General features: G+C 66.0%; 17 protein-coding genes. 6 read left to right on the top strand and 11 right to left on the bottom strand.

All coding sequences use genetic code 11. The features are described from left to right. The first annotated feature begins 111 nt into the window (after positions 1-111). Both B161_RS0115165 and B161_RS0115160 read left to right on the top strand, forming a co-directional pair. Positions 112-810 (top strand): CoA transferase subunit A, encoded by a 699-nt coding sequence (locus B161_RS0115165; RefSeq protein ID WP_018634295.1) that lies wholly within the window; start codon positions 112-114, stop codon positions 808-810. Between the two features lie 12 nt (positions 811-822). Next, on the top strand, positions 823-1,452 hold the full coding sequence (locus B161_RS0115160; RefSeq protein WP_018634294.1) for a CoA transferase subunit B: 630 nt from the start codon (positions 823-825) through the stop codon (positions 1,450-1,452). Positions 1,453-1,508: 56 nt separating this feature from the next. On the opposite strand, the gene metH is transcribed toward B161_RS0115160, so the two are convergent. Next, positions 1,509-5,291 carry a methionine synthase gene (gene metH / locus B161_RS0115155; RefSeq protein WP_018634293.1) on the bottom strand — a complete coding sequence of 1,261 codons (3,783 nt, stop codon included), beginning with the start codon at positions 5,289-5,291 and terminating at the stop codon, positions 1,509-1,511. A gap of 241 nt (positions 5,292-5,532) precedes the next feature. On the opposite strand from metH, the gene B161_RS18285 reads away from it, so the two are divergent. The 3 genes from B161_RS18285 to B161_RS0115140 all read left to right on the top strand — a co-directional run bounded on the left by B161_RS18285 (position 5,533) and on the right by B161_RS0115140 (position 8,212). Next, complete coding sequence (locus tag B161_RS18285; protein WP_018634292.1) at positions 5,533-6,669, top strand: AGE family epimerase/isomerase; 1,137 nt, start codon at positions 5,533-5,535, stop codon at positions 6,667-6,669. A 143-nt stretch (positions 6,670-6,812) separates the two neighbouring features. Next, positions 6,813-7,730, top strand: coding sequence for an oxygen-dependent coproporphyrinogen oxidase (hemF, locus tag B161_RS0115145; RefSeq protein ID WP_018634291.1), 918 nt, complete (start codon positions 6,813-6,815; stop codon positions 7,728-7,730). After that, positions 7,727-8,212 carry a DNA polymerase III subunit chi gene (locus B161_RS0115140; protein ID WP_205619268.1) on the top strand — a complete coding sequence of 162 codons (486 nt, stop codon included), beginning with the start codon at positions 7,727-7,729 and terminating at the stop codon, positions 8,210-8,212. The genes hemF and B161_RS0115140 overlap by 4 nt, the downstream gene beginning before the upstream one ends. 3 nt (positions 8,213-8,215) lie before the next feature. Here B161_RS0115140 and B161_RS0115135 read toward each other — a convergent pair whose 3' ends face one another. The 7 genes from B161_RS0115135 to B161_RS0115105 all read right to left on the bottom strand — a co-directional run bounded on the left by B161_RS0115135 (position 8,216) and on the right by B161_RS0115105 (position 15,002). Then, the gene (locus B161_RS0115135; RefSeq protein ID WP_018634289.1) at positions 8,216-9,157 is read right to left on the bottom strand and encodes a LysR substrate-binding domain-containing protein; all 942 of its coding nucleotides are present in this window, start codon (positions 9,155-9,157) and stop codon (positions 8,216-8,218) included. Next, positions 9,154-10,227, bottom strand: coding sequence for a sulfate/molybdate ABC transporter ATP-binding protein (locus B161_RS0115130; protein WP_018634288.1), 1,074 nt, complete (start codon positions 10,225-10,227; stop codon positions 9,154-9,156). The genes B161_RS0115135 and B161_RS0115130 overlap by 4 nt, the downstream gene beginning before the upstream one ends. A gap of 2 nt (positions 10,228-10,229) precedes the next feature. After that, positions 10,230-11,108 (bottom strand): sulfate ABC transporter permease subunit CysW, encoded by an 879-nt coding sequence (cysW, locus tag B161_RS0115125; protein ID WP_018634287.1) that lies wholly within the window; start codon positions 11,106-11,108, stop codon positions 10,230-10,232. A gap of 3 nt (positions 11,109-11,111) precedes the next feature. Further along, the gene (gene cysT, locus B161_RS0115120) at positions 11,112-12,122 is read right to left on the bottom strand and encodes a sulfate ABC transporter permease subunit CysT (RefSeq protein WP_018634286.1); all 1,011 of its coding nucleotides are present in this window, start codon (positions 12,120-12,122) and stop codon (positions 11,112-11,114) included. Then, complete coding sequence (locus tag B161_RS0115115) at positions 12,122-13,147, bottom strand: sulfate ABC transporter substrate-binding protein (protein WP_018634285.1); 1,026 nt, start codon at positions 13,145-13,147, stop codon at positions 12,122-12,124. Before B161_RS0115115 ends, cysT begins: the two co-directional genes overlap by 1 nt. Positions 13,148-13,212: 65 nt before the next feature. Then, entirely contained in the window at positions 13,213-14,223 is a 1,011-nt protein-coding gene (locus B161_RS0115110) for a sulfate ABC transporter substrate-binding protein (RefSeq protein WP_018634284.1), read from the bottom strand. A gap of 344 nt (positions 14,224-14,567) precedes the next feature. Beyond that, positions 14,568-15,002 carry an RbsD/FucU family protein gene (locus B161_RS0115105; protein WP_018634283.1) on the bottom strand — a complete coding sequence of 145 codons (435 nt, stop codon included), beginning with the start codon at positions 15,000-15,002 and terminating at the stop codon, positions 14,568-14,570. A 104-nt stretch (positions 15,003-15,106) separates the two neighbouring features. Between B161_RS0115105 and B161_RS0115100 the strand changes: the two genes are divergently transcribed. Beyond that, positions 15,107-16,222 carry an NADH:flavin oxidoreductase gene (locus B161_RS0115100; protein WP_018634282.1) on the top strand — a complete coding sequence of 372 codons (1,116 nt, stop codon included), beginning with the start codon at positions 15,107-15,109 and terminating at the stop codon, positions 16,220-16,222. Positions 16,223-16,270: 48 nt separating this feature from the next. Here B161_RS0115100 and B161_RS0115095 read toward each other — a convergent pair whose 3' ends face one another. From B161_RS0115095 to B161_RS0115085, 3 genes are all read right to left on the bottom strand, one after another. Then, the gene (locus B161_RS0115095) at positions 16,271-17,314 is read right to left on the bottom strand and encodes an alcohol dehydrogenase catalytic domain-containing protein (protein ID WP_018634281.1); all 1,044 of its coding nucleotides are present in this window, start codon (positions 17,312-17,314) and stop codon (positions 16,271-16,273) included. Positions 17,315-17,341: 27 nt separating this feature from the next. After that, positions 17,342-17,842 (bottom strand): peptide deformylase, encoded by a 501-nt coding sequence (locus B161_RS0115090; RefSeq protein WP_018634280.1) that lies wholly within the window; start codon positions 17,840-17,842, stop codon positions 17,342-17,344. A gap of 156 nt (positions 17,843-17,998) precedes the next feature. Then, a complete protein-coding gene (locus B161_RS0115085; protein WP_018634279.1) occupies positions 17,999-19,264 on the bottom strand; it encodes an ROK family transcriptional regulator in 1,266 nt (421 codons plus the stop codon). Positions 19,265-19,386: the final 122 nt, after the last annotated feature.

Raw genomic sequence — 19,386 nt, 5'->3', positions numbered from 1 at the left:
TTTTTTTATGCGAAGCGACATGGAGATTGACCCGAATCTAACGGGCGAATACCTCTTGAGGCGCGCGCAAAGGCGCGGATGAAGTTTTACGGGGAGGCGCGGAGCGACGTTATGGCGAATAAAGTCTATTCCACCGCGGCGGAGGCGCTCGACGGCCTTCTGTTCGACGGCATGACCATCGCGGCGGGAGGCTTCGGCCTTTGCGGCATTCCGGAGCTTCTGATCTCGGCCTTGCGGGATGCGGGCGTGAAGGATCTCACCGTCTACTCCAATAATGCGGGCGTGGATGATTTCGGCCTCGGAATCCTGCTCCAGACGCGCCAAGTCAAGAAGATGTGCGCCTCCTACGTCGGCGAGAACGCCGAGTTCATGCGCCAATACCTCTCCGGCGAGCTTGAGCTGGAGTTCAACCCGCAAGGCACCCTCGCCGAGCGCATGCGGGCGGGCGGCGCGGGCATCCCCGGCTTCTACACCCGCACGGGCGTCGGCACGGTCGTCGCCGAGGGCAAGGAGCATAAGGAGTTCGACGGCGAGACCTACGTCCTTGAGCGGGGCATCCGCACGGATCTCTCCATCGTCAAGGCTTGGAAAGGCGACGCGCAGGGCAATCTGATCTATCGCAAGACGGCGCGGAACTTCAATCCGATGGTCGCCACTTGCGGCAAGGTCACGGTGGCCGAGGTGGAGGAGATCGTGCCCGTGGGTTCGCTCGGCGCCGATGCGATCCATACGCCCGGGATCTTCGTTCAGAGGATCATTCAGGGTCCGCATGAAAAGCGCATCGAACAGCGCACCACCCGTCCGGCTTGAGGAGAGAGCGCCATGGCTTGGGACCGCAATCAAATGGCGGCGCGCGCCGCCCAAGAGCTGCGCGACGGATTTTACGTGAATCTCGGCATCGGCATTCCGACGCTGGTCGCGAATTACATCCCTGAAGGCGTGGACGTCACGCTTCAGTCGGAGAACGGCATGCTCGGCATGGGGCCTTTCCCCACCGAGGACAAGGTCGACGCCGATCTCATCAACGCGGGCAAGCAGACCATCACCGAGCTTGACCGCACCTCTTATTTCTCCTCGGCGGACAGCTTCGCCATGATCCGCGGCGGACATATCAACCTCGCGATCTTGGGAGCCATGGAGGTTTCTCAGGAAGGCGATCTCGCCAATTGGATGGTGCCGGGCAAGCTCGTGAAGGGCATGGGCGGCGCCATGGATCTGGTGGCGGGCGTCGAGCGCGTGGTGGTCATCATGCAGCACGCCGACAAGACCGGCGCCTCTAAGCTGCTGAAGGAATGCACTTTGCCGCTGACCGGCAAGAAGGTCGTGGATCGGATCATCACCGATCTCGCGGTCTTCGACGTGGTTCCGGGCGGGCTGAAGCTGCTGGAGATCGCCGAGGGCGTGACGGAAGAAGAAGTCCGCGCCAAGACCGAGGCGAATCTCGTCAATTGAATTTGAATTGATCTGAAAGAAAAAGCGGCGGGGCTTCGGCCTCGCCGCTTTTGCGTTCATTCGGCGGCTTGCACGGCGGGCCGCATATAATTGAGGATCGGCCCGAGCCAGCGCTCGACCTCCTCGACGGACATGCCCTTGCGGGCGGCGTAATCCTCGACCTGATCGCGCTCGACCTTGGCGACGCCGAAATAATAAGCCTCCGGCGCGCCGATATAGAGCCCTGAAACCGAAGAGCCCGGCCACATGGCGTAGCTCTCGGTGAGCTTCACGCCCGTGGCGGCTTCGGCGTCGAGCAGGCGGAAGAGCGTCGATTTCTCCGTATGGTCGGGCTGGGCCGGATAGCCCGGCGCCGGACGAATCCCACGATAAGGTTCGAGGATCAGCTCCTCCGGCGCGTAAGCCTCATCGGCGGCGTAGGGCCAGAACTCCTTGCGCACGCGCTCATGCATGCGCTCGGCGAAGGCCTCGGCGAAGCGATCCGCCAAAGCTTTGACCAAAATCGCGGAGTAATCATCGTTGGCGCGCTCGAAGCGTTCGGCGAGGGCCACCTCTTCGATGCCCGCCGTCACCACGAAGCCGCCGACCCAATCGCGCTTGCCGGAGTCCACAGGCGCGACGAAATCCGAGAGGGCCACGTTCGGCTTGCCGTCGCGCTTGGTCGCCTGCTGGCGGAGGGTGAAGAAGGTCGCCAAATCCTGCGCGCGGCTTTCATCCGTGAAGAGGCGGATGTCGTCGCCCACGGAATTGGCGGGCCAGAAGCCCACCACCGCGCGAGGGCGGAACCATTTCTCATCGAGAATCTTCTTGAGCATGGCTTGGGCGTCGGCCCAGAGCGCCCGGGCCGCCGCGCCTTGGCGCTCGTCGTCGAGAATGGCGGGGAAGCGGCCTTTCAGCTCCCAAGTCTGGAAGAAGGGCGTCCAGTCGATATAGCGCGCGAGATCCGCGAGATCCCAATCCTCGAAGACCTTCGTCCCGAGGAATTGCGGCGCCGGAGGATCATAGCTCGCCCAATCGGCCTTGAAGGCGTTGGCCCGCGCCGCCGCCAGAGGCAGACGCCGCTTTTCGGCCTCGGCGCGTTCATGGGCCTCGGCGACTTTCTGATATTCGGCGCGGATCTCCGCCACATAGCCGGGCTTCTGCTCCGGCGAGAGCAAAGCCGAGACCACGCCCACGGCGCGGCTGGCGTCAGGGACGTAGACCGTCTGGCCGCGGGCGTAGCGCGGATGGATCTTCACCGCCGTATGCACGCGGCTGGTGGTGGCGCCGCCGATGAGGAGCGGCAGGTCGAATCCCTCGCGCTCGATTTCGGCGGCGACATGGGCCATTTCGTCCAGCGAGGGCGTGATGAGGCCCGACAATCCGATGACGTCCACTTGTTCGGCGCGGGCGGTCTCGATGATCTTCGCGGCGGGGACCATCACGCCCAAATCGACGATCTCGTAATTATTGCAGGCGAGGACCACCCCCACGATGTTCTTGCCGATGTCATGGACGTCGCCTTTGACGGTGGCCATGAGGATGCGTCCGGCGCTGCGGCGACCCTCGCCGCCGTTGAGGCGCTTCTCCTCCTCCATGAAGGGCGTCAGCACGGCCACGGCCTGCTTCATCACGCGGGCCGACTTGACCACCTGAGGCAGAAACATCTTGCCCGCGCCGAAGAGGTCTCCGACGACGTTCATCCCCGACATCAGCGGGCCTTCGATGACGTGCAGAGGCCGGGCCGCCTGTTGGCGAGCCTCCTCGGTGTCGGCCTCGATATATTCGGTGATCCCATTGACGAGGGCGTGCTCAAGCCGCTTTTCGACGGGCCATGTGCGCCAGGTGAGGTCTTTCTCCGCCTTTTCCTTGCCGCCCGCGCCTTTGAAGCGTTCGGCGATCTCCAGCAGGCGTTCGGTGCCGTCGGGGCGACGGTTGAGGATCACATCCTCGCAGGCTTCGCGCAGATCCGGCTCGATGGAGTCGTAGACCGCCAATTGCCCGGCGTTGACGATGCCCATGTCCATCCCCGCCTTGATGGCGTGATAGAGAAAGACGGCGTGCATCGCCTCGCGCACGGGCTCGTTGCCCCGGAAGGAGAAGGAGAGGTTCGAGACGCCGCCTGAAATATGGACCAGAGGCATGGCCGCGCGAATCCGGCGCGTCGCCTCGATGAAATCCACGCCGTAGTTGTTATGCTCCTCGATGCCGGTCGCCACGGCGAAGATGTTCGGATCGAAGATGATGTCTTCCGGCGCGATCTCGGCCTCTTCCGTCAGCAGCTTATAGGCGCGCGAACAGATCTCGAATTTGCGGTCTTCGGTGTCGGCCTGTCCGGTCTCGTCGAAGGCCATGACCACCATCGCCGCGCCATAGGCCCGGCAAAGCCGCGCATGATGGAGGAAAGCCTCTTCGCCCTCCTTCAGCGAGATGGAGTTGACCACCGGCTTGCCTTGGACGCATTGCAGGCCCGCCTCGATCACCTCCCATTTGGAGCTGTCGATCATCACCGGAACCTTGGCGATGTCCGGCTCGGAGGCGACGAGATTCAGGTAATCGACCATGGCCTTGCGGCTGTCGAGCAGGCCCTCGTCCATATTGACGTCGATGATCTGGGCGCCGTTCTCGACCTGATCGCGGGCCACGTCGAGGGCCGCCGCGAGATCCCCGTTGACGATCAGCTTCTTGAAGCGCGCCGAGCCCGTGACGTTGGTGCGCTCGCCGACGTTGACGAAGGGAATCTCGGGCGTGAGCACGAAGGGCTCCAGCCCCGAAAGCCGCATCTGCGGCGCCGGAGAAGCGATCTCGCGCGGCTTATGCCTGCTCACCGCCGCAGCTATGGCGCGGATATGCTCGGGCGTCGAGCCGCAGCAGCCGCCGACGATGTTCACCAGCCCCTCGCGCGCGAAGACCTCGACCTGCTCGGCCATATATTCCGGCGTCTCGTCATATTGGCCGAAGGCGTTGGGCAGGCCCGCATTGGGATAGGCGCAGACGAGGGTCTCCGCCACGGCGGAGACCTCGGCCAGATGGGGACGCATGGCCTCGGCGCCCAGCGCGCAGTTGAATCCGACGCTCAGAGGCCGGGCGTGGCGCACCGAATGCCAGAAGCCGGTCGGGGTCTGGCCGGAGAGCGTGCGGCCGGAGAGATCGGTGATGGTGCCCGAGATCATCACCGGCAGACGCAGGCCGTTCTCCGCGAAGACCTCTTCGCAGGCGAAGATCGCCGCCTTGGCGTTGAGCGTGTCGAAAATCGTCTCAATGAGGATGAGATCCGCGCCGCCCGCGATCAGCCCGCGGATCTGCTCGGCGTAGGCGAGGCGCAGATCCTCGAAGGTCACGGCGCGATAGCCCGGATCATTGACGTCGGGCGAGATGGAGGCCGTGCGGTTGGTCGGCCCGAGCGCCCCCGCCACGAAACGCGGACGTCCGTCCTCGGCGGTCGCGCGGTCCAGAGCCTTGCGGGCGATGCGGGCGGATTCGAAATTCAGCGCATGGACCTTCTCCTCAAGACCGTAATCGGCCTGAGCGATGCGGGTCGAAGAAAAGGTGTTGGTCTCGACGATGTCCGCCCCCGCCTTGGCGTAGCGGTAATGGATCTCCTCGATGGCCTCGGGGCGGGTCAGGCTGAGCAGGTCGTTATTGCCCTGCTGCGGCCTTCCGTCGCCCTGATGCAGCCCGCAGCCGCAGCCCGCGCCATGGCTGACCGGGCCGGAGAAGTCTTCCTCGCTGAGGCCCAGCGCCTGAATCTGCGTGCCCATCGCGCCGTCGAGGATCAGAATCCGCTCACGCGCCATGGCGTCGAGCTTCGCGAAAACCGGAGAAAGGGGCAGGGCGGAGCCGAAAACGGAGGCGGTCATGGAATGCGAAGCCTTCAGGCGCGAAGCGCGGGGATCTGGAAAGCGGGAATTTGGCCCTGAAAGCTTCAGGGCTCAACCTTATTTAGGAAGAGGGCGGGCTTATTTAGGAAGAAGGCGGGAAATGAGGAAGGGACTCCCGCCCCGATCCTTCCCGAAAGACGGGTTCTGATGGTTTGACAAGTCTTCTCGCGCGCCGCATGTCTCTGTCGTTTAAGCGTAAGCTGCGCGTGGAGGCTTTTGTATGAAGTTCAGCGACAAGATCGGGCCTTGGATGGCCGAAGCGGCCTATCCGCTCTGGGGCGGCCCGGGGATCGATCCGGCGACGGGCGGCGCCTGGGAGGCTCTGCGCGTGGTCGACGGCGCCCCCGCCCGCGCGGAGATCAAGCGGGTGCGGGTGCAGCATCGCCAGATCTACGCCTTCGCCGAGGGCTGGCGCATGGGCTTCGATCCGCAGGGGCTGGAGCGGGCGCGCGGCGTTCTGGCCTTCGCGCGGGCCAAGGCTCAGGCGCCTCAGGGGCCGGGCTGGATCCATCGCCTGAAGCCGGATGATTCTCCGCAGGATTCCCGCCGCGACGCCTATGACCAGATGTTCGCCCTGCTCGGCTATGGGGCGCTCGCCCGCTTCGGCGTGGAGGAGGCCCGCGAAGATCTCGCCAAGACTTGGGCGGGCCTGAGCGGCGATCTGGCGCATCCTCTGGGCGGCTGGCGCGAGGACGACCGCGACACGTCGCCCCGTCGTCAGAATCCGCATATGCACGGCTTCGAGGCGCTGATGGCCCTCTATGACTGGACCGGAGAAGCGGTCTGGATGGAGCGGGCCGAGGCGGTGTTGGAGCTGTTCTTCGCGCGCTTCTTCGACGCGGGGCGCGGATGGCTCATGGAGCATTTCGCCGAGGACTGGACTCCGCTGACCCCGGAGGAGGGCCAGCGTCTGGAGCCGGGGCATTTCTGCGAATGGGTCTGGCTGTTGCGGCGCTATGAGCGGCTCGGCGGAAAGCGCCCCATCGGCGCGGCGGCGGACGCGCTTTATGAAGAAGGCCGCAGGCTGGGGCTCGGCCCGGACGGGCTGCTCTGCGACGAGACCTTTCTCGACGGCGTTCCAAGCAAGCCCACGCGCCGGCTTTGGGGCCAGACGGAGCATTTCAAGGCGGCTCTGGCGCAGGAGCGCGTCCATGGGACGGGCCGCCATCTGATCGAGGCTCAGGAGGTTTTCGACCGCCTCTTCGGCGTTTATCTGACGGGCTGCCATCCCGGCGGCTGGCGCGACAAGCTGAATCCGGACGGGAGCCTCGCGGATCCGCTTATGCCCGCCAGCACCTTCTATCATCTGGTCTGCGCCTTCGGCTACGCGCTGGACTGGGAGGCGGCGAAAGGATAGGACCGGAGCGGATTTTCCCCCGAGAGCGTCGTCCGGCCATGTGGGGCCGCCCGGACGCTCCGATTTCTCTTGTGGTCGCGTTTTCACGACGCGAAGTCCTTCGGCTTCGCTGGAAAACGCTCCAGGATCGAGGAGCGCCGCAGATGTCCCTTTCGTCCTTCGCTCAGCCGCTGCCCGCCGCCGCTCTGCCGGAAGGCGAGGCGCGCAAGGCGCGCGCCGAGGTCTGGTTTCGCGAGCTGCACCGGATGTTCCTCGACGCTTTCGAGGCTCTGGAGGACGGACAGGCCTCCGAGCTTCCGGCGGGGCGTTTCGCGCTGACCCCCACCGAGCGGCGCGGCGAGGACGGATCTCCGGGCGGCGGCGGACTCATGGCCGTGATGCGCGGAGGGCGCGTCTTCGAGAAGGTGGGCGTCAACGTCTCGGCGGTGCATGGGCGGCTCGCGCCGAAGGCTCAGGCGGCCATGGCGGCGCGCCAAGTTCCGGGGATCTCCGAGGATCCGCGCTTCTGGGCCTCGGGCGTGAGCCTCGTGGCGCATATGCGCAATCCGCGCGCGCCCGCCTTTCATATGAACACCCGCATGTTCTGGACGCCCGGCGCCTGGTGGTTCGGCGGCGGCTCGGATCTGAATCCGGCCCTTCCCTTCGACGAGGACACGGCGGCCTTTCATGCGGGGCTGAAATCCGCCTGCGACGCCCATGACCCGGAATATTACGCCCGCTTCAAGGCTTGGGCGGACGAATATTTCTTCATCCCTCATCGGAACCGGGCGCGGGGCGTGGGCGGGATCTTCTACGACGATCTCAACAGCGGCGACTGGGAGGCGGATTTCGCTTTCACGCAGGCCGTGGGCCGGGGATGCCTCGCAGCCTTCCTGCCTCTGGCGGCGGCCCGCAGCCGCGAGCCCTTCACGCCGGAGGAGCGCGAGCGTCAATTGATCCATCGCGGCCTCTACGCCGAATTCAATCTGCTCTATGATCGCGGCACCCGTTTCGGGCTGGAGAGCGGCCATAATCCCGAGGCGGTGCTGATGAGTCTGCCGCCTGAAGCGAAATGGCCGTGAGCGCGCCGGAAGTCTGGTTTTATCATCTGGTTCAGCAGGCGCCCGAGCGTCTGTTGGTCGATCTTTTAGAGAAGATCCTCGCGCGCGGCTGGCGCGCCGTCGTGCGGCTCGGCGACGAGGCTCAGGTCGCGGCGGCGAGCGAAAGGCTCTGGACCTATCGCGAGGATTCCTTTCTGCCGCACGGCTCCGCCGCCGACGGGGAGGCCGCGCTTCAGCCCATCTGGATCTCCGCCGGGCCGGAGATCCCCAACGGGGCGCAGATCCTCTGTCTGACGGCGGGCGGCTTTTGCGACCTTTCGGCGCCGCCCGAGGGGCTGGCGCGGATCTGCCTTTTGTTTCAGGAGGCGGACGAAGAGGCTCTGGCGGCGGCGCGCGGCCAATGGCGCGCGGCCAAGGCGGCGGGGCTGAAAGCCGTCTATTGGGCCGAAACCCCGGAAGGCGGCTGGATCCGCAAAGCCGAGCACGACCCCGCCGCGGGCTGAATTCTAGACGATCTCCGAGGCCGCGAGGGCGGGAGTCATCTCGGTGCGCACGGTCTCCTCGCGCAATTCCGGACGGCAGATCTCAAGGAAGCGATAGGCGAAGCCGCGCATGTAGCGTCCGCGCCGGATGGCGATATGGGCCGTGCTTTCATCGAAGAGATGGCCGCCGTCCAGAGCCGCCAGCCGCTCGTCGGGCTGCTTGACCGCCATGGAGGCCACGATCCCCACGCCCACGCCGAGCGCCACGTAATCCTTGATCACGTCGGCGTCGAGCGCCTCCATGACGATCTCCGGCCGCTCGCCCGCCTCGGCGAAGACGCGGTCGATCATCCCGCGCCCGGTGAAGCCCTCATGATAGGTGATGATCGGCCAGCGGGCGAGTTCGGCGAGGGTCAGGCGCTTCGTTCCCTCCAGCTCGTGGCCGCGCGGCGCGATCACCGTATGGCGCCAGCGGTAATAGGGGAAGGCGGCGACGTCGGGATGATCGGCGACCTTCTCGGTGGAGACGCCGATGTCCGCGCGGCCTTCGAGCAGCATATTGAGGATGCCGGTCGGGCTGGTCTGGTGCAGCGTGAGCTTCACGCGCGGGAATTCGCGGCGGAAGGCCGCCACGGCGGGCTGAAGCGCGTAGCGCGCCTGCGTATGGGTGGTGGCCACCACCAGAACCCCCTGATCGGCGCTGCGCAATTGCGAGGCCACCCGGCGGATGTTCTCGGCGTCGGTCAGGATGCGCTCGGCGTGGACGAGGATCTCGCGCCCCGCCTCGGTCAGCCCGAGGAAGCGTTTGCCGTGGCGCACGAAGATCTCCACGCCCAGCTCATATTCGAGATCCTTGATATGCCGGCTCAGACCCGATTGCGAGGTGGCCAGAGCCTGAGCCGCCTCGGTGAGGTTGAAATTGCGCCGCACGGTCTCGCGCAGGATTCGGATTTGCTGAAGATTCATTCCGCCGCGACCTCCTGCGCCGGGAAGACGCGGAGCGCGTCGGGGACGAGCCGCACGGTCTCGCCGGGCGCCAGAGCCAATTGCGCCAGCTCGCGCTTAGGAATCTCGGCTTCGAAGGGACGGCCGCTGCGGGCGCCCACCAGCTCGATCCGCGCCAAAGCGCCAAGCTCCAGAGCCCGCGCCACTTTAGCCTCTATGCCCGGCCCGGAGGTCTCGCGCGTCACATGGAATTCATGCGGCCGCACATAGGCCGCCACCCGCGCGCCCTCGGCGCCCGAGCCCGCAGGCAGGGCGAGCCCGCCGTCCTCGACTTGCAGAGCCCCGGAGACCACCCGTCCCTCGAAGAGGTTGGAATGGCCGAGGAAGCTTTGCACGAAGGGCGTCGCGGGCTGGGAATAGACTTGAGCGGGCTCTCCCACCTGCTCGACGGCGCCCTTGTTGATGAGCACCACCTGATCCGCCAGTTCGAGAGCCTCCTCCTGATCATGGGTCACGAAGATGGAGGTCAGGCCAAGCTGATGATGCAGATCGCGCAGCCAGCGGCGCAGATCCTTGCGGACCTTGGCGTCGAGCGCGCCGAAGGGCTCGTCGAGCAGCAGAACCCGCGGCTCCACCGCCAGAGCCCGCGCCAGAGCGATGCGCTGACGCTGGCCGCCCGACAACTGCGCCGGATAACGATGCCCAAGCCAATCCAGATGCACCAGCTCCAGCAGCCGCGTGACCTTGGCCCGGATCTCGGAATCCGAAGGCCGCTCGCGGCGCGGCTTGACCCTGAGGCCGAAGGCGACGTTCTCGAAGACCGTCATATGGCGAAAGAGGGCGTAATGCTGGAAGACGAAGCCCACATTGCGCTCGCGGACATGGGCGCGGGAGGAATCTTCGCCGTTGAAGAGGATGCGGCCGGAATCGGCCTGCTCCAGACCGGCGATGACGCGCAAAAGCGTGGTCTTGCCGCAGCCGGAAGGCCCGAGCAGCGCGGTCAGCTTGCCGTCCGGCACGTCCAGCGTGACGTCGTTGAGGGCGGTGAAATCGCCGAAGCGCTTGTTGATATGCTCGACGCGGATGCTCATGATCAGGCTCCTTCCCGCTGGGCGCGGGCGACGCGCCATTCGACGACCGTCTTGATCAGCAGCGTGACCAGAGCCAGCAAAGCCAGCAGCGAGGCCACGGCGAAGGCGGCGGAGAATTGATATTCGTTATACAGAATCTCGACATGGAGCGGCATGGTGTTGGTCAGGCCGCGGATATGCCCCGAGACGACGGAGACCGCGCCGAATTCGCCCATGGCGCGGGCGTTGCAGAGGATCACGCCGTAGAGCAAGCCCCATTTGACGTTGGGCAGGGTCACCCGCAGAAAGGTGGTGAGCCCCCCGGCGCCGAGCACGACGGCGGCCTCTTCCTCTTCGGTGCCCTGCGCCTCCATGAGCGGGATCAGCTCGCGGGCGATGAAGGGGAAGGTCACGAAGACGGTGGCCAGCACGATGCCCGGCACCGCGAAGATGATCTTATAGCCGCTTTCCTGAAGCCAGGGCCCAAGCCATCCCTGAGAGCTGAAGACCAGCACATAGACCAGACCCGCGATGACCGGCGAGACCGAGAAAGGCAAGTCGATCAGGGTGGTGAGCAGGGTGCGCCCGCGAAAGCGATGTTTGGCGATGAGCCATGAGGCCGCGACGCCGAAGACGAGGTTCACCGGCACCGCGATGGCGGCGGCGAGCAGCGTCAGGCGGATGGCGGAGAGCGCGTCCGGCTCGGTCAGCGCCTTGAGATAGGCGCCCCAGCCCCTGCGGAGGGCCTCGGTGAAGACCAGCGCCAGAGGCGCCAGCAGAAACAGCGCGAAAAAGGCGAGGCCAAGCCCGATGATGGTCCATTTCGCCCAAGCCGGATCTTGCGTGGCTCCGCGCTGGGTTTCCCGGCCCCGGGCGTAGAGAGATGCGGTTCCTCCGGCCATGGTTCAGCTCCTTTCCGTCCGCCGCGCGGACCAGACCTGCAAAGCGTTGATGGCGAGCAGCAGCGCGAAGGAGACGACGAGCATGACGGCGGCGATGGCCGTAGCCCCGGCGTAGTCATATTGCTCAAGCTTGGTGATGATGATCAGCGGCGTGATTTCGGAGACCAGCGGAATATTGCCCGCGATGAAGATCACCGAGCCGTATTCTCCGAGCGCCCGGGCGAAGGCCATGGCGAAGCCGGTCAGCAGCGCCGGATAAAGCGCCGGAAGCACCACGCGCCAGATCGTCTGAGCGCGGTTCGCCCCGAGCGAGGCGGCGGCTTCTTCATATTCGGCGTCGAGATCCTCCAGCACGGGCTGGACGGTGCGGACCACGAAAGGCAGGCCGATGAAGATCAAAGCCACCAGAACGCCCAATTGCGAAAAGGCGATCTTGATCCCAAGCTGTCCCTCAAGAAAGGCCCCGAACCAGCCGTTTTTGGCGTAAAGCGCGGTGAGGGCGATGCCCGCCACGGCGGTGGGCAGGGCGAAGGGCAGATCGATCAGCGCGTCCACGAGCTTGCGGCCGGGGAAGCGGTAACGGGTGATCGCCCAAGCGAGGATCAGGCCGAAGACCACGTTCACCGCCGCCGCCAGCAAGGAGGCTCCGAAGCTGAGCTTATAGCTGGCCACGGCGCGCGGAGCGCTGATCGCGGACCAGATTTGGCTCCAGCTGAGTTGGGCGGTGTTGATGAAGACCGCCGAGAGCGGGATCAGGATGATCAGAAAGAGCATCAAGATCGTGATCGCCAAAGTCAGCCGGAAGCCGGGCAGAACCCGGCTTCTGGCCTTAGCCAGAGCGACTCCCAGCAGGGCGAAGAGCGCGTAAAGCGCCAAAATCAGGCCGCTCGGGACGAGCCCGCCCCGAGATGCGAAAAACACCGCCGCGCCGACGAGGAGAAGGCCCGCCCAAAGAGCGGGCCCTCCGAAGCCTCGCCTTGCGGCGACGCCTTGCTGAAGAGCCGCCTCCGCCATCAGCGCCGCTCCGCCATGATCTTGTCGTAGAAGCCGCCGTCGGCGAAATGAGTCTCCTGCGCCTTGGGCCAGCCGCCGAGATCGGTTTCGACCGAGAGAGTCTTGATTTCAGGGAAGGTTTCGGCGTGACGGGCGAAGACTTCGGGATCGCTCGGCCGGAATTGCCGATTGGCGATGATCTCCTGAGCCTCGGGCGTATAGAGGAAATTCAGATAACCCGTCGCCTGCTCCAGCGTGCCGCGCGCCTTGGCCACGCCCTCGACCACCGCCACGGGCGCCGGCGCCCCGACGCTGAGCGAAGGATAAACCACCTCGAACTTATCCGCGCCGAATTCGGCCGCGAGGGCGGCGGATTCGTTCTCGAAGGTGATCAGCACGTCGCCGATGTCGCGCTGGGCGAAGCTGGTGGTGGCGCCGCGTCCGCCGCCGTCGAGGATGGGCACGTTGTCGAAGACGGCCTTCACGAAATCGTAAGCCTTGGCTTCGTCGCCGCCGTTCTGCTCCAGCCCGTAGCCCCAGGCCGCGAGATAGGTGTAGCGGCCGTTGCCCGAGGTCTTGGGATTGGGCACGACCACTTGCACGTCGCCGGTCAGATCGCTCCAGTCCTGAATGTTCTTCGGATTGCCCTTGCGGACGATGAAGACCGAAACGGTGGAGTAGGGGGCGGCGCCGTTCGGGAATTTCTCGCGCCAGTCGGGCGCGATCAGGCCGGGACGGCTCAGAAGGACGTCGATGTCCGGCGACTGGTTCATGGTGATGACGTCGGCTTCAAGGCCGTTCAGCACTGAGCCGGCCTGCTTGCTGGAGCCGCCATGCGATTGATTCACCGTGACGTCCTGTCCGGTCTTCGCCTTCCAATAGGCGCTGAAGGCCGGATTGATCTCCTTATACAGCTCGCGCGAGATGTCGTAGGAGACGTTCAACAGCGTGATCGGCTCGGAAGTCTGCGCCTGAACCGAAGGCGCCAGGGGCGCGACGGCGAAGGCGCCGAAGAGCGCCCAAAGAGCGCGACGAGTCATGAGCATGGGAAAGGCCTTTCCTGCGTTCGGTCTATGGAGGAGGGGAGAGCCCCCTCCTCGCGGCGGCTTCCTCACCTGACCGTGTAAATTTGATCGAAGATGCCGCCATCTGAGAAATGTTCGTCCTGAGCCTTGGTCCATCCGCCGAAGACTTCGTCGATGGTGAACAGCTCGACGTCGGCGAAGCTGTCGGCGTATTTGGCGAGGACTTCGGGATTGCGCGGACGATAGTAATGCTTGGCCGCGATCTCTTGGCCCTCGGGGCTGTAGAGCTCCGTCAGATAGGCCGTCGCCGCGTCGCGCGTCCCATGGCGGTCGACGTTGCCGTCCACCACCGCCACCGAGGGCTCCGCCAAGATGGAGAGCGAGGGCGTCACGATCTCGAATTTCTCCGGGCCCAGCTCGTTGATGGCGAGGTAAGCCTCGTTCTCCCAGGCCAGCAGCACGTCGCCGATGCCGCGCTCGACGAAGGTCGTCGTCGAGCCGCGCGCCCCGGTGTCGAGCACCTTCACGTTGCGGAAGATGTCGCCGACGAATTTCTGAGCCGCCGCCGCGTCTGCGCCAGGCTGGCGCAGGGCGTAGCCCCAGGCCGCGAGATAATTCCAGCGCGCGCCGCCCGAAGTCTTGGGATTGGGCGTGATGACCTCGACGCCCGGCTTGACCAGATCGTCCCAGTCCTGAATCCCCTTGGGATTGCCCTTGCGGACGAGGAAGACGATGGTCGAGGTGTAGGGGGCGGAGTTGTCGGCGAGCTTGTCGATCCAGCCCTCGGAGAGGAGATTGCGGCCGTAGAGGCGCAGGGCGTCGACGTCATAAGCGAGGGCGAGGGTGACCACGTCGGCCTCCAGCCCCTCGATGACGGAGCGCGCCTGTTTGCCTGAGCCGCCATGCGACTGGCGGATGGTGACGTCGTCTCCGGTCTTGTCCTTCCAGAGCTTGCTGAAATGCGCGTTATATTCCTGATAGAATTCGCGCGTGGGATCGTAAGAGACGTTCAGCAGGGTGATGGAGGCCGCGAAGGCCTGAGCCGAAGCGGTCGCCAGAAGCGCGGCCAGAGCCGCGGTCTTGAGATAGTCGCGCATGAAGGATCGCCTTTTCCCGTTCCTGTGCGTCAGCCGCTAACAAAACCCCAATCCCTCAGAAACAAAGTCTTTGCGGATTGCTTATTCCAATTTCTGCGAAGGCTTCGTCTTTCTGCGAAAAGAACATATGAAATCTCGGGGCTTGGGAAGGGTTTTGACCGCCTTCCGCCATGTGATTTCAGCATATGGATATGTCGCGATCTCTGACGGATCCGAGAGGCGGGCGCGACGGCGCGCGCCCTCTGCGGAGTTCGGCCGCAAACGACGGGGCGCCCCCGAGGGCCAGCCTCGGCGCCGATGTGACAGAGGATCGATCAGACGGAGGAGCCCGCGAAAGCGGAGCTTTACGGGTTGATCACGCCCTTGCGCAGGATGAAGTTCCCATAAGGCCGCGTCTCTCCGGTGCGCAGAACGGCGTAGGCTTTGCGGGCGCGCTCGTAAAAGACGAAGCGCTCCAGAGAGGCGGAGGCGAAGCCCTCCGCCGCAAAGAGCGGCTCCGCTTGGGCGACCGCCTCGGGGATCGCCGCCGGATCGCCCACCACCTGCATGGTCAGGACCGGATCCGGCTCGTAGCCGTCGAGGGGCAGCAGCGAGAGCACCGCCTTCAGCGCCCGCAGAGCGTCGCAGTCCAGACGCAGCGCCCGCCCGCGGATCGTCGAGCGCGCGACGGAATCCGCCGGGAAATTGGCGTCGCAGAGGACGATTTCGTCTCCATGGCCCATGGAGGCCAGAACCGCGAGCAACTCCGGCCCGAGCATCGGATCCACGCCTTTGAGCATCTTTCGTTCTCCTCCGCCTGCGCGCCGCCCTCCGGGGCGTCTGATTGACATCGACCGTGTGAGCTATATCTCTTGCTCCTCCACAACGGAAAGAGTCTCCGCTTATGTCCGCGACCAACGACCTTCTGTTTCGTCCTCTGACCATCGGTCCCCTTGAACTGAAGAACCGCATCGTCATGGCGCCCATGACGCGCAATCTCGCGCCGGAGGGCGCGCCCGGCCCGGCCAACGCCGCCTATTACCGCCGTCGCGCCGAGGGCGGCGTGGGGCTGATCATCTCCGAAGGAACGGTGGTGGATCGCCCCGCCTCGCGCAATCAGCCGGGAATCCCCTTCTTTCACGGCGAAGCGGCTCTGGCGGGCTGGCGCAAAGTGGTCGAGGAGGTCCACGCGGCGGGCGGACGCATGGCGCCGCAGCTCTGGCACACCGGATCGACCCTCGGCGGCGGCGGATGGGAGCCGGAGGCTCCGGTGGAAAGCCCCTCCGGACTTCTGGCGCCGGGCAAGCCGCGCGGCGTGGCCATGAGCGAAGAGGACGTCGCCGACGCCATCGCGGCCTTCGCCAAGGCGGCCGCCGAAGCCAAGCGCCTCGGCTTCGACACCGTCGAGATCCATGGCGCCCACGGCTATCTCATCGACGAATTCTTTTGGTCGGGCACCAATCTGCGCGCCGATCTTTGGGGCGGCCCGACCATCGAGGCGCGTTCGCGCTTCGCCGTCGAGATTCTGCGCGCGGCGCGAGCGGCGGTGGGGCCGGAGTTCCCGATCATCCTGCGCGTCAGCCAGTGGAAGGGACAGGATTACGCCGCGCGGCTCGCGACCTCCCCGGAGGAGATGACGCGCTGGCTCGCGCCTCTGGTCGAGGCGGGGGCGAACGTGCTGCATTGCTCGCAGCGCCGCTTCTGGGAGCCGGAATTCCCGGAGATCGACGGCCCCGAAGGACTGAACCTCGCGGGCTGGGCCAAGAAGCTCACCGGCGCGACCACCATCAGCGTGGGCTCGGTGGGGCTGTCGGGCGAATTCCTCGCGGCCTTCCGCGGCGAGGCCTCCGAGAGCGCGGGGATCGAGGCGCTGCTCCGCCGCATGGAGCGCGAGGAGTTCGACCTCATCGCCGTGGGCCGGGCGCTGATCAGCGACCCTGATTGGGCCGCCAAGACGCGCGACGGAAAAAGCGGCGCGCCCAAGGGCTTCGAGCGCGCCATGCTGGCCGAATTGGTCTGAATTTTCGGCGCGGCGCCCGTCCTGAGCTTCAGGACGGGCGCCCGCCGCTCAGAAGCGGTCCACCACGGCGATTCCGACCATGCGTCCGGCGTCCATGCGGGCGAGGGCCTCGCTGAGCCCCTCCAGCGGCAGGCGCTCCGTGACCAGTCCGGCGAGGTCGAGCCGCCCCGAGGCCGCCAGATCCAGCAAAGAGGCGAAGCCCGCCGCTCCGAGTCCGCGCATGCCGTGCAGAGTCAGTTGCCGGGCGTAGACCAGATCCAGAAGCGGAAGCTCCACCCGCACATGACGTCCCACCGGCATGCCGATTTGCACATGCCGCCCGAGTTTGCGCAAAGAGCGCAGAGAATTCAGGAAAGTCTCGGTCGCGCCGAGCGCGTCGAGGGAGACATGGGCGCCGCCGCCGGTCAGATCCCGCACCGCCGCCCCGACGTCCGCGATCTCCGAGGCGTTCAGAACCTGCTCGGCGCCCATCTCGCGGGCCATGGCGAGCGCCCCCTCCGAGACGTCCACGGCGATCACCCGCGCCTCAAGGATCTTCGCCAGCAGAATCGCCGAAAGCCCGACTCCGCCGCAGCCATGCACCGCCAGCCATTCGCCCGGACGCAGATCCGCGCGGTCGGTCAGGCCCCGCCAAGCCGTCGTGACGCGGCAGCCCATGCCCGCCGCCTCGACGAAGCCCACCGCCTCGGGCAGGCGCACGAGGTTGAAATCCGCCCGGGGAACCGCCAGCCGCTCGGCGAAGGCGCCCCAGCGGGTGAAGCCGATCAGGTCTTGCGTCGCGCAGATGGTGGGATGGCCTGCGCGGCAATCGGCGCATTGGCCGCAGCCGAGGATGAAAGGCGCCGTCACGCGGTCGCCGCGCCGGAAATTCCGGCAATCCGGCCCGACCTCCGCCACCACGCCGGCGAATTCATGGCCCATGACATGCGGCAGAGGCAGGCCCTCTTCGGCGCCCTTCCAGGTGTGGTGATCCGAGCGGCAAAGCCCGCAGGCCCTCACCTCGACCGTCACGCCGTCGGGCGGACAGGCGGGATCGGCGACGGTTTCGACGCTGAGCGGCTCCGCTATGGCGCGGAGAAGGGCGGCTTTCATGGCGGGGCTCCCTGTGCAGGCGGAGAATCAGGCCGTCCGGCGCAGCTTCTCATATTTCTTGACCAGCCGGTCGCGGCGGAGTTTGGAGAGCCGCTGAATCCAGAAGATTCCGTCCAATTGGTCGATTTCATGCTGATGGCAGATAGCGCGGAATCCCTCCGCCTCCTCGGTTCGTTCGAGGCCGTTGAGATCCCGCCAGCGCAGACGAATCCGGGCGGGACGCTCCAATTCCTCCGTGACGCCGGGCATGGAGAGGCTGCCCTCCGCATGGCGGATCTTCTCTTCGGAGAACCACAGGATCTCCGGATTGACGAAGACTTCCGGCCCGCGCTCCGGAGCAAGATCCAGAACCACCAGCCGCTGCGGAATCCCGACATGCGGCGCCGTGATCCCCACCCCCGGCGCGGCGCGCAGAGTCTCCGTCAGATCCTCGGCGAGGCGGCGCAATGCGGCGTCGAAGGCGACCACGGGCGCGGCGGGCAGGCGCAAGCCCGGATGCGGGAATCTCAGGATCGGAAGAAGGGTCATGCGGTCTCCGGAGGCTGGGGCGGCTCCTTCCTCTCATGCTCCGCCCGCTCAAGGCCAGAGCGTTTTCCAGTGAAGCCGAAACGGCTTCGCGTCGTGAAAACGCGACCAACGAAATCTTGCGGCGCTTGATCGATCTTCGATCGCCCGGCGAAAGCTCTAAGCCCCGGCGCGCTCGCCTGAGGCGGCTTCGTCCAGCGCGCGCAGAGCGGCGGCGGCTCCGCCTTCGAGGATCAGGCTGAATTCGTCGGGATGAAGCCGGAATTCGAAGCCCTCCGCCGCCAGTCCGCCCGCGAGCCCCGTCGCGCCCGCCAGAGCCTTGCGGATCTCCGGCTCCATCAGGTCGAAGGCCAAAGAGCCCGCCCCCACCAGAGCCACCGGAGTCGGATCGAGCAAAGTGAAGAGATTGCGCAGGCCGTAGCCTATAGCGCGTCCCGCCGCCTTGAAGGCCTCGCGCTCCGGCCCCGGCCCGGCGCGGGCCAGAGCCGCCAAAGGCGCCTCGGCTTCATGATCCTCGCCGGATTCGGGCGGCGTCTGATCGGAGAATCCCCGCGCGCGGCGCAAAATGGCGTAGCTCCCCGCATAGGCCTCGACGCAGCCCCGTCCGCCGCAGCGGCAGAGCGCCCCCTCCGGCTGATAGACCATATGCCCGAACTCCATCGCCGAACTGCGGGCGCCGAGGAAAGGCGCGCCTTGCAGATGCAGCCCCATTCCCACGCCGTGCGAAAGCAGAATCGCGGCGAAATCTCCGCCGTAGCGCTGCGGCTCGCGGTTGCGGAGCCCCTGCACGATGGCGGCGCAGTCGTTGGCCACGAAGACCGGCGCGGCGAATTCGGACTCCAGACGGGCGGCGAAAGGAATGTCGCGCTCATGCGTGACCGGAGACCAGATCATGCGCGTCCCTGCGGCGTCGGTCACGCCCTGCACGCCGAGGGAGATCCGAAGCGGAGGCCGCGCCTCCGGAGCCTGCGCCAGAGTCTCGCGGATGGCGTCGGCCGTCGCCTCCAGCAGAGCGCCGGGCGGCGCGGCCAGACTGTCGAAGCGCCGCGCGGCCTCGGCGACGGGGCGTCCGGCGTAATCGATGCGTCGGGCCAGAATCTGATTCAGCGTCACCGAGAGGACGACCGCCGTCCCCGCCCGGGGATCGGGCCGCAGCGCCACCTGCGGACGTCCGCGCTTCAGGGCGGAGCCCGGCGCCTCCTCCTCAAGGATTCCCTCCGCCAGCAGCGCCGCCGAGATGGTCGAGACGCTGGCCGGGCTGAGCCTCGTGCGCGCCGCGAGCTCCGTGCGTGAAAGCCCGCCCTCGCGCCGCAGGGCGGCGAGGATCAGGCCGCGGTTCTGGCGGCGCAGATCATCCGGACGCGCGACTTTGCGGAGCGCCAAATCCGATCCTCCATATTGGCCCTCCTGCGTGGCCGCTGTCATGTTGCGGTGCGAATTTCTTATTGCAAAGCAATATGTTCGCCAATCCCGATTTCGAGATTGACAGGAATTCCTTTTGCCGTCACTCTTTATTTCGAGCCTCGAAGAAAAGAGGACGAGATGAA

The organism is Neomegalonema perideroedes DSM 15528, assembly GCF_000374145.1.
GTDB lineage: Bacteria > Pseudomonadota > Alphaproteobacteria > Rhodobacterales > Rhodobacteraceae > Neomegalonema > Neomegalonema perideroedes.
Note: the sequence above shows the minus strand (reverse complement) of the source record. Positions and strands in the feature narration are given on the sequence as shown.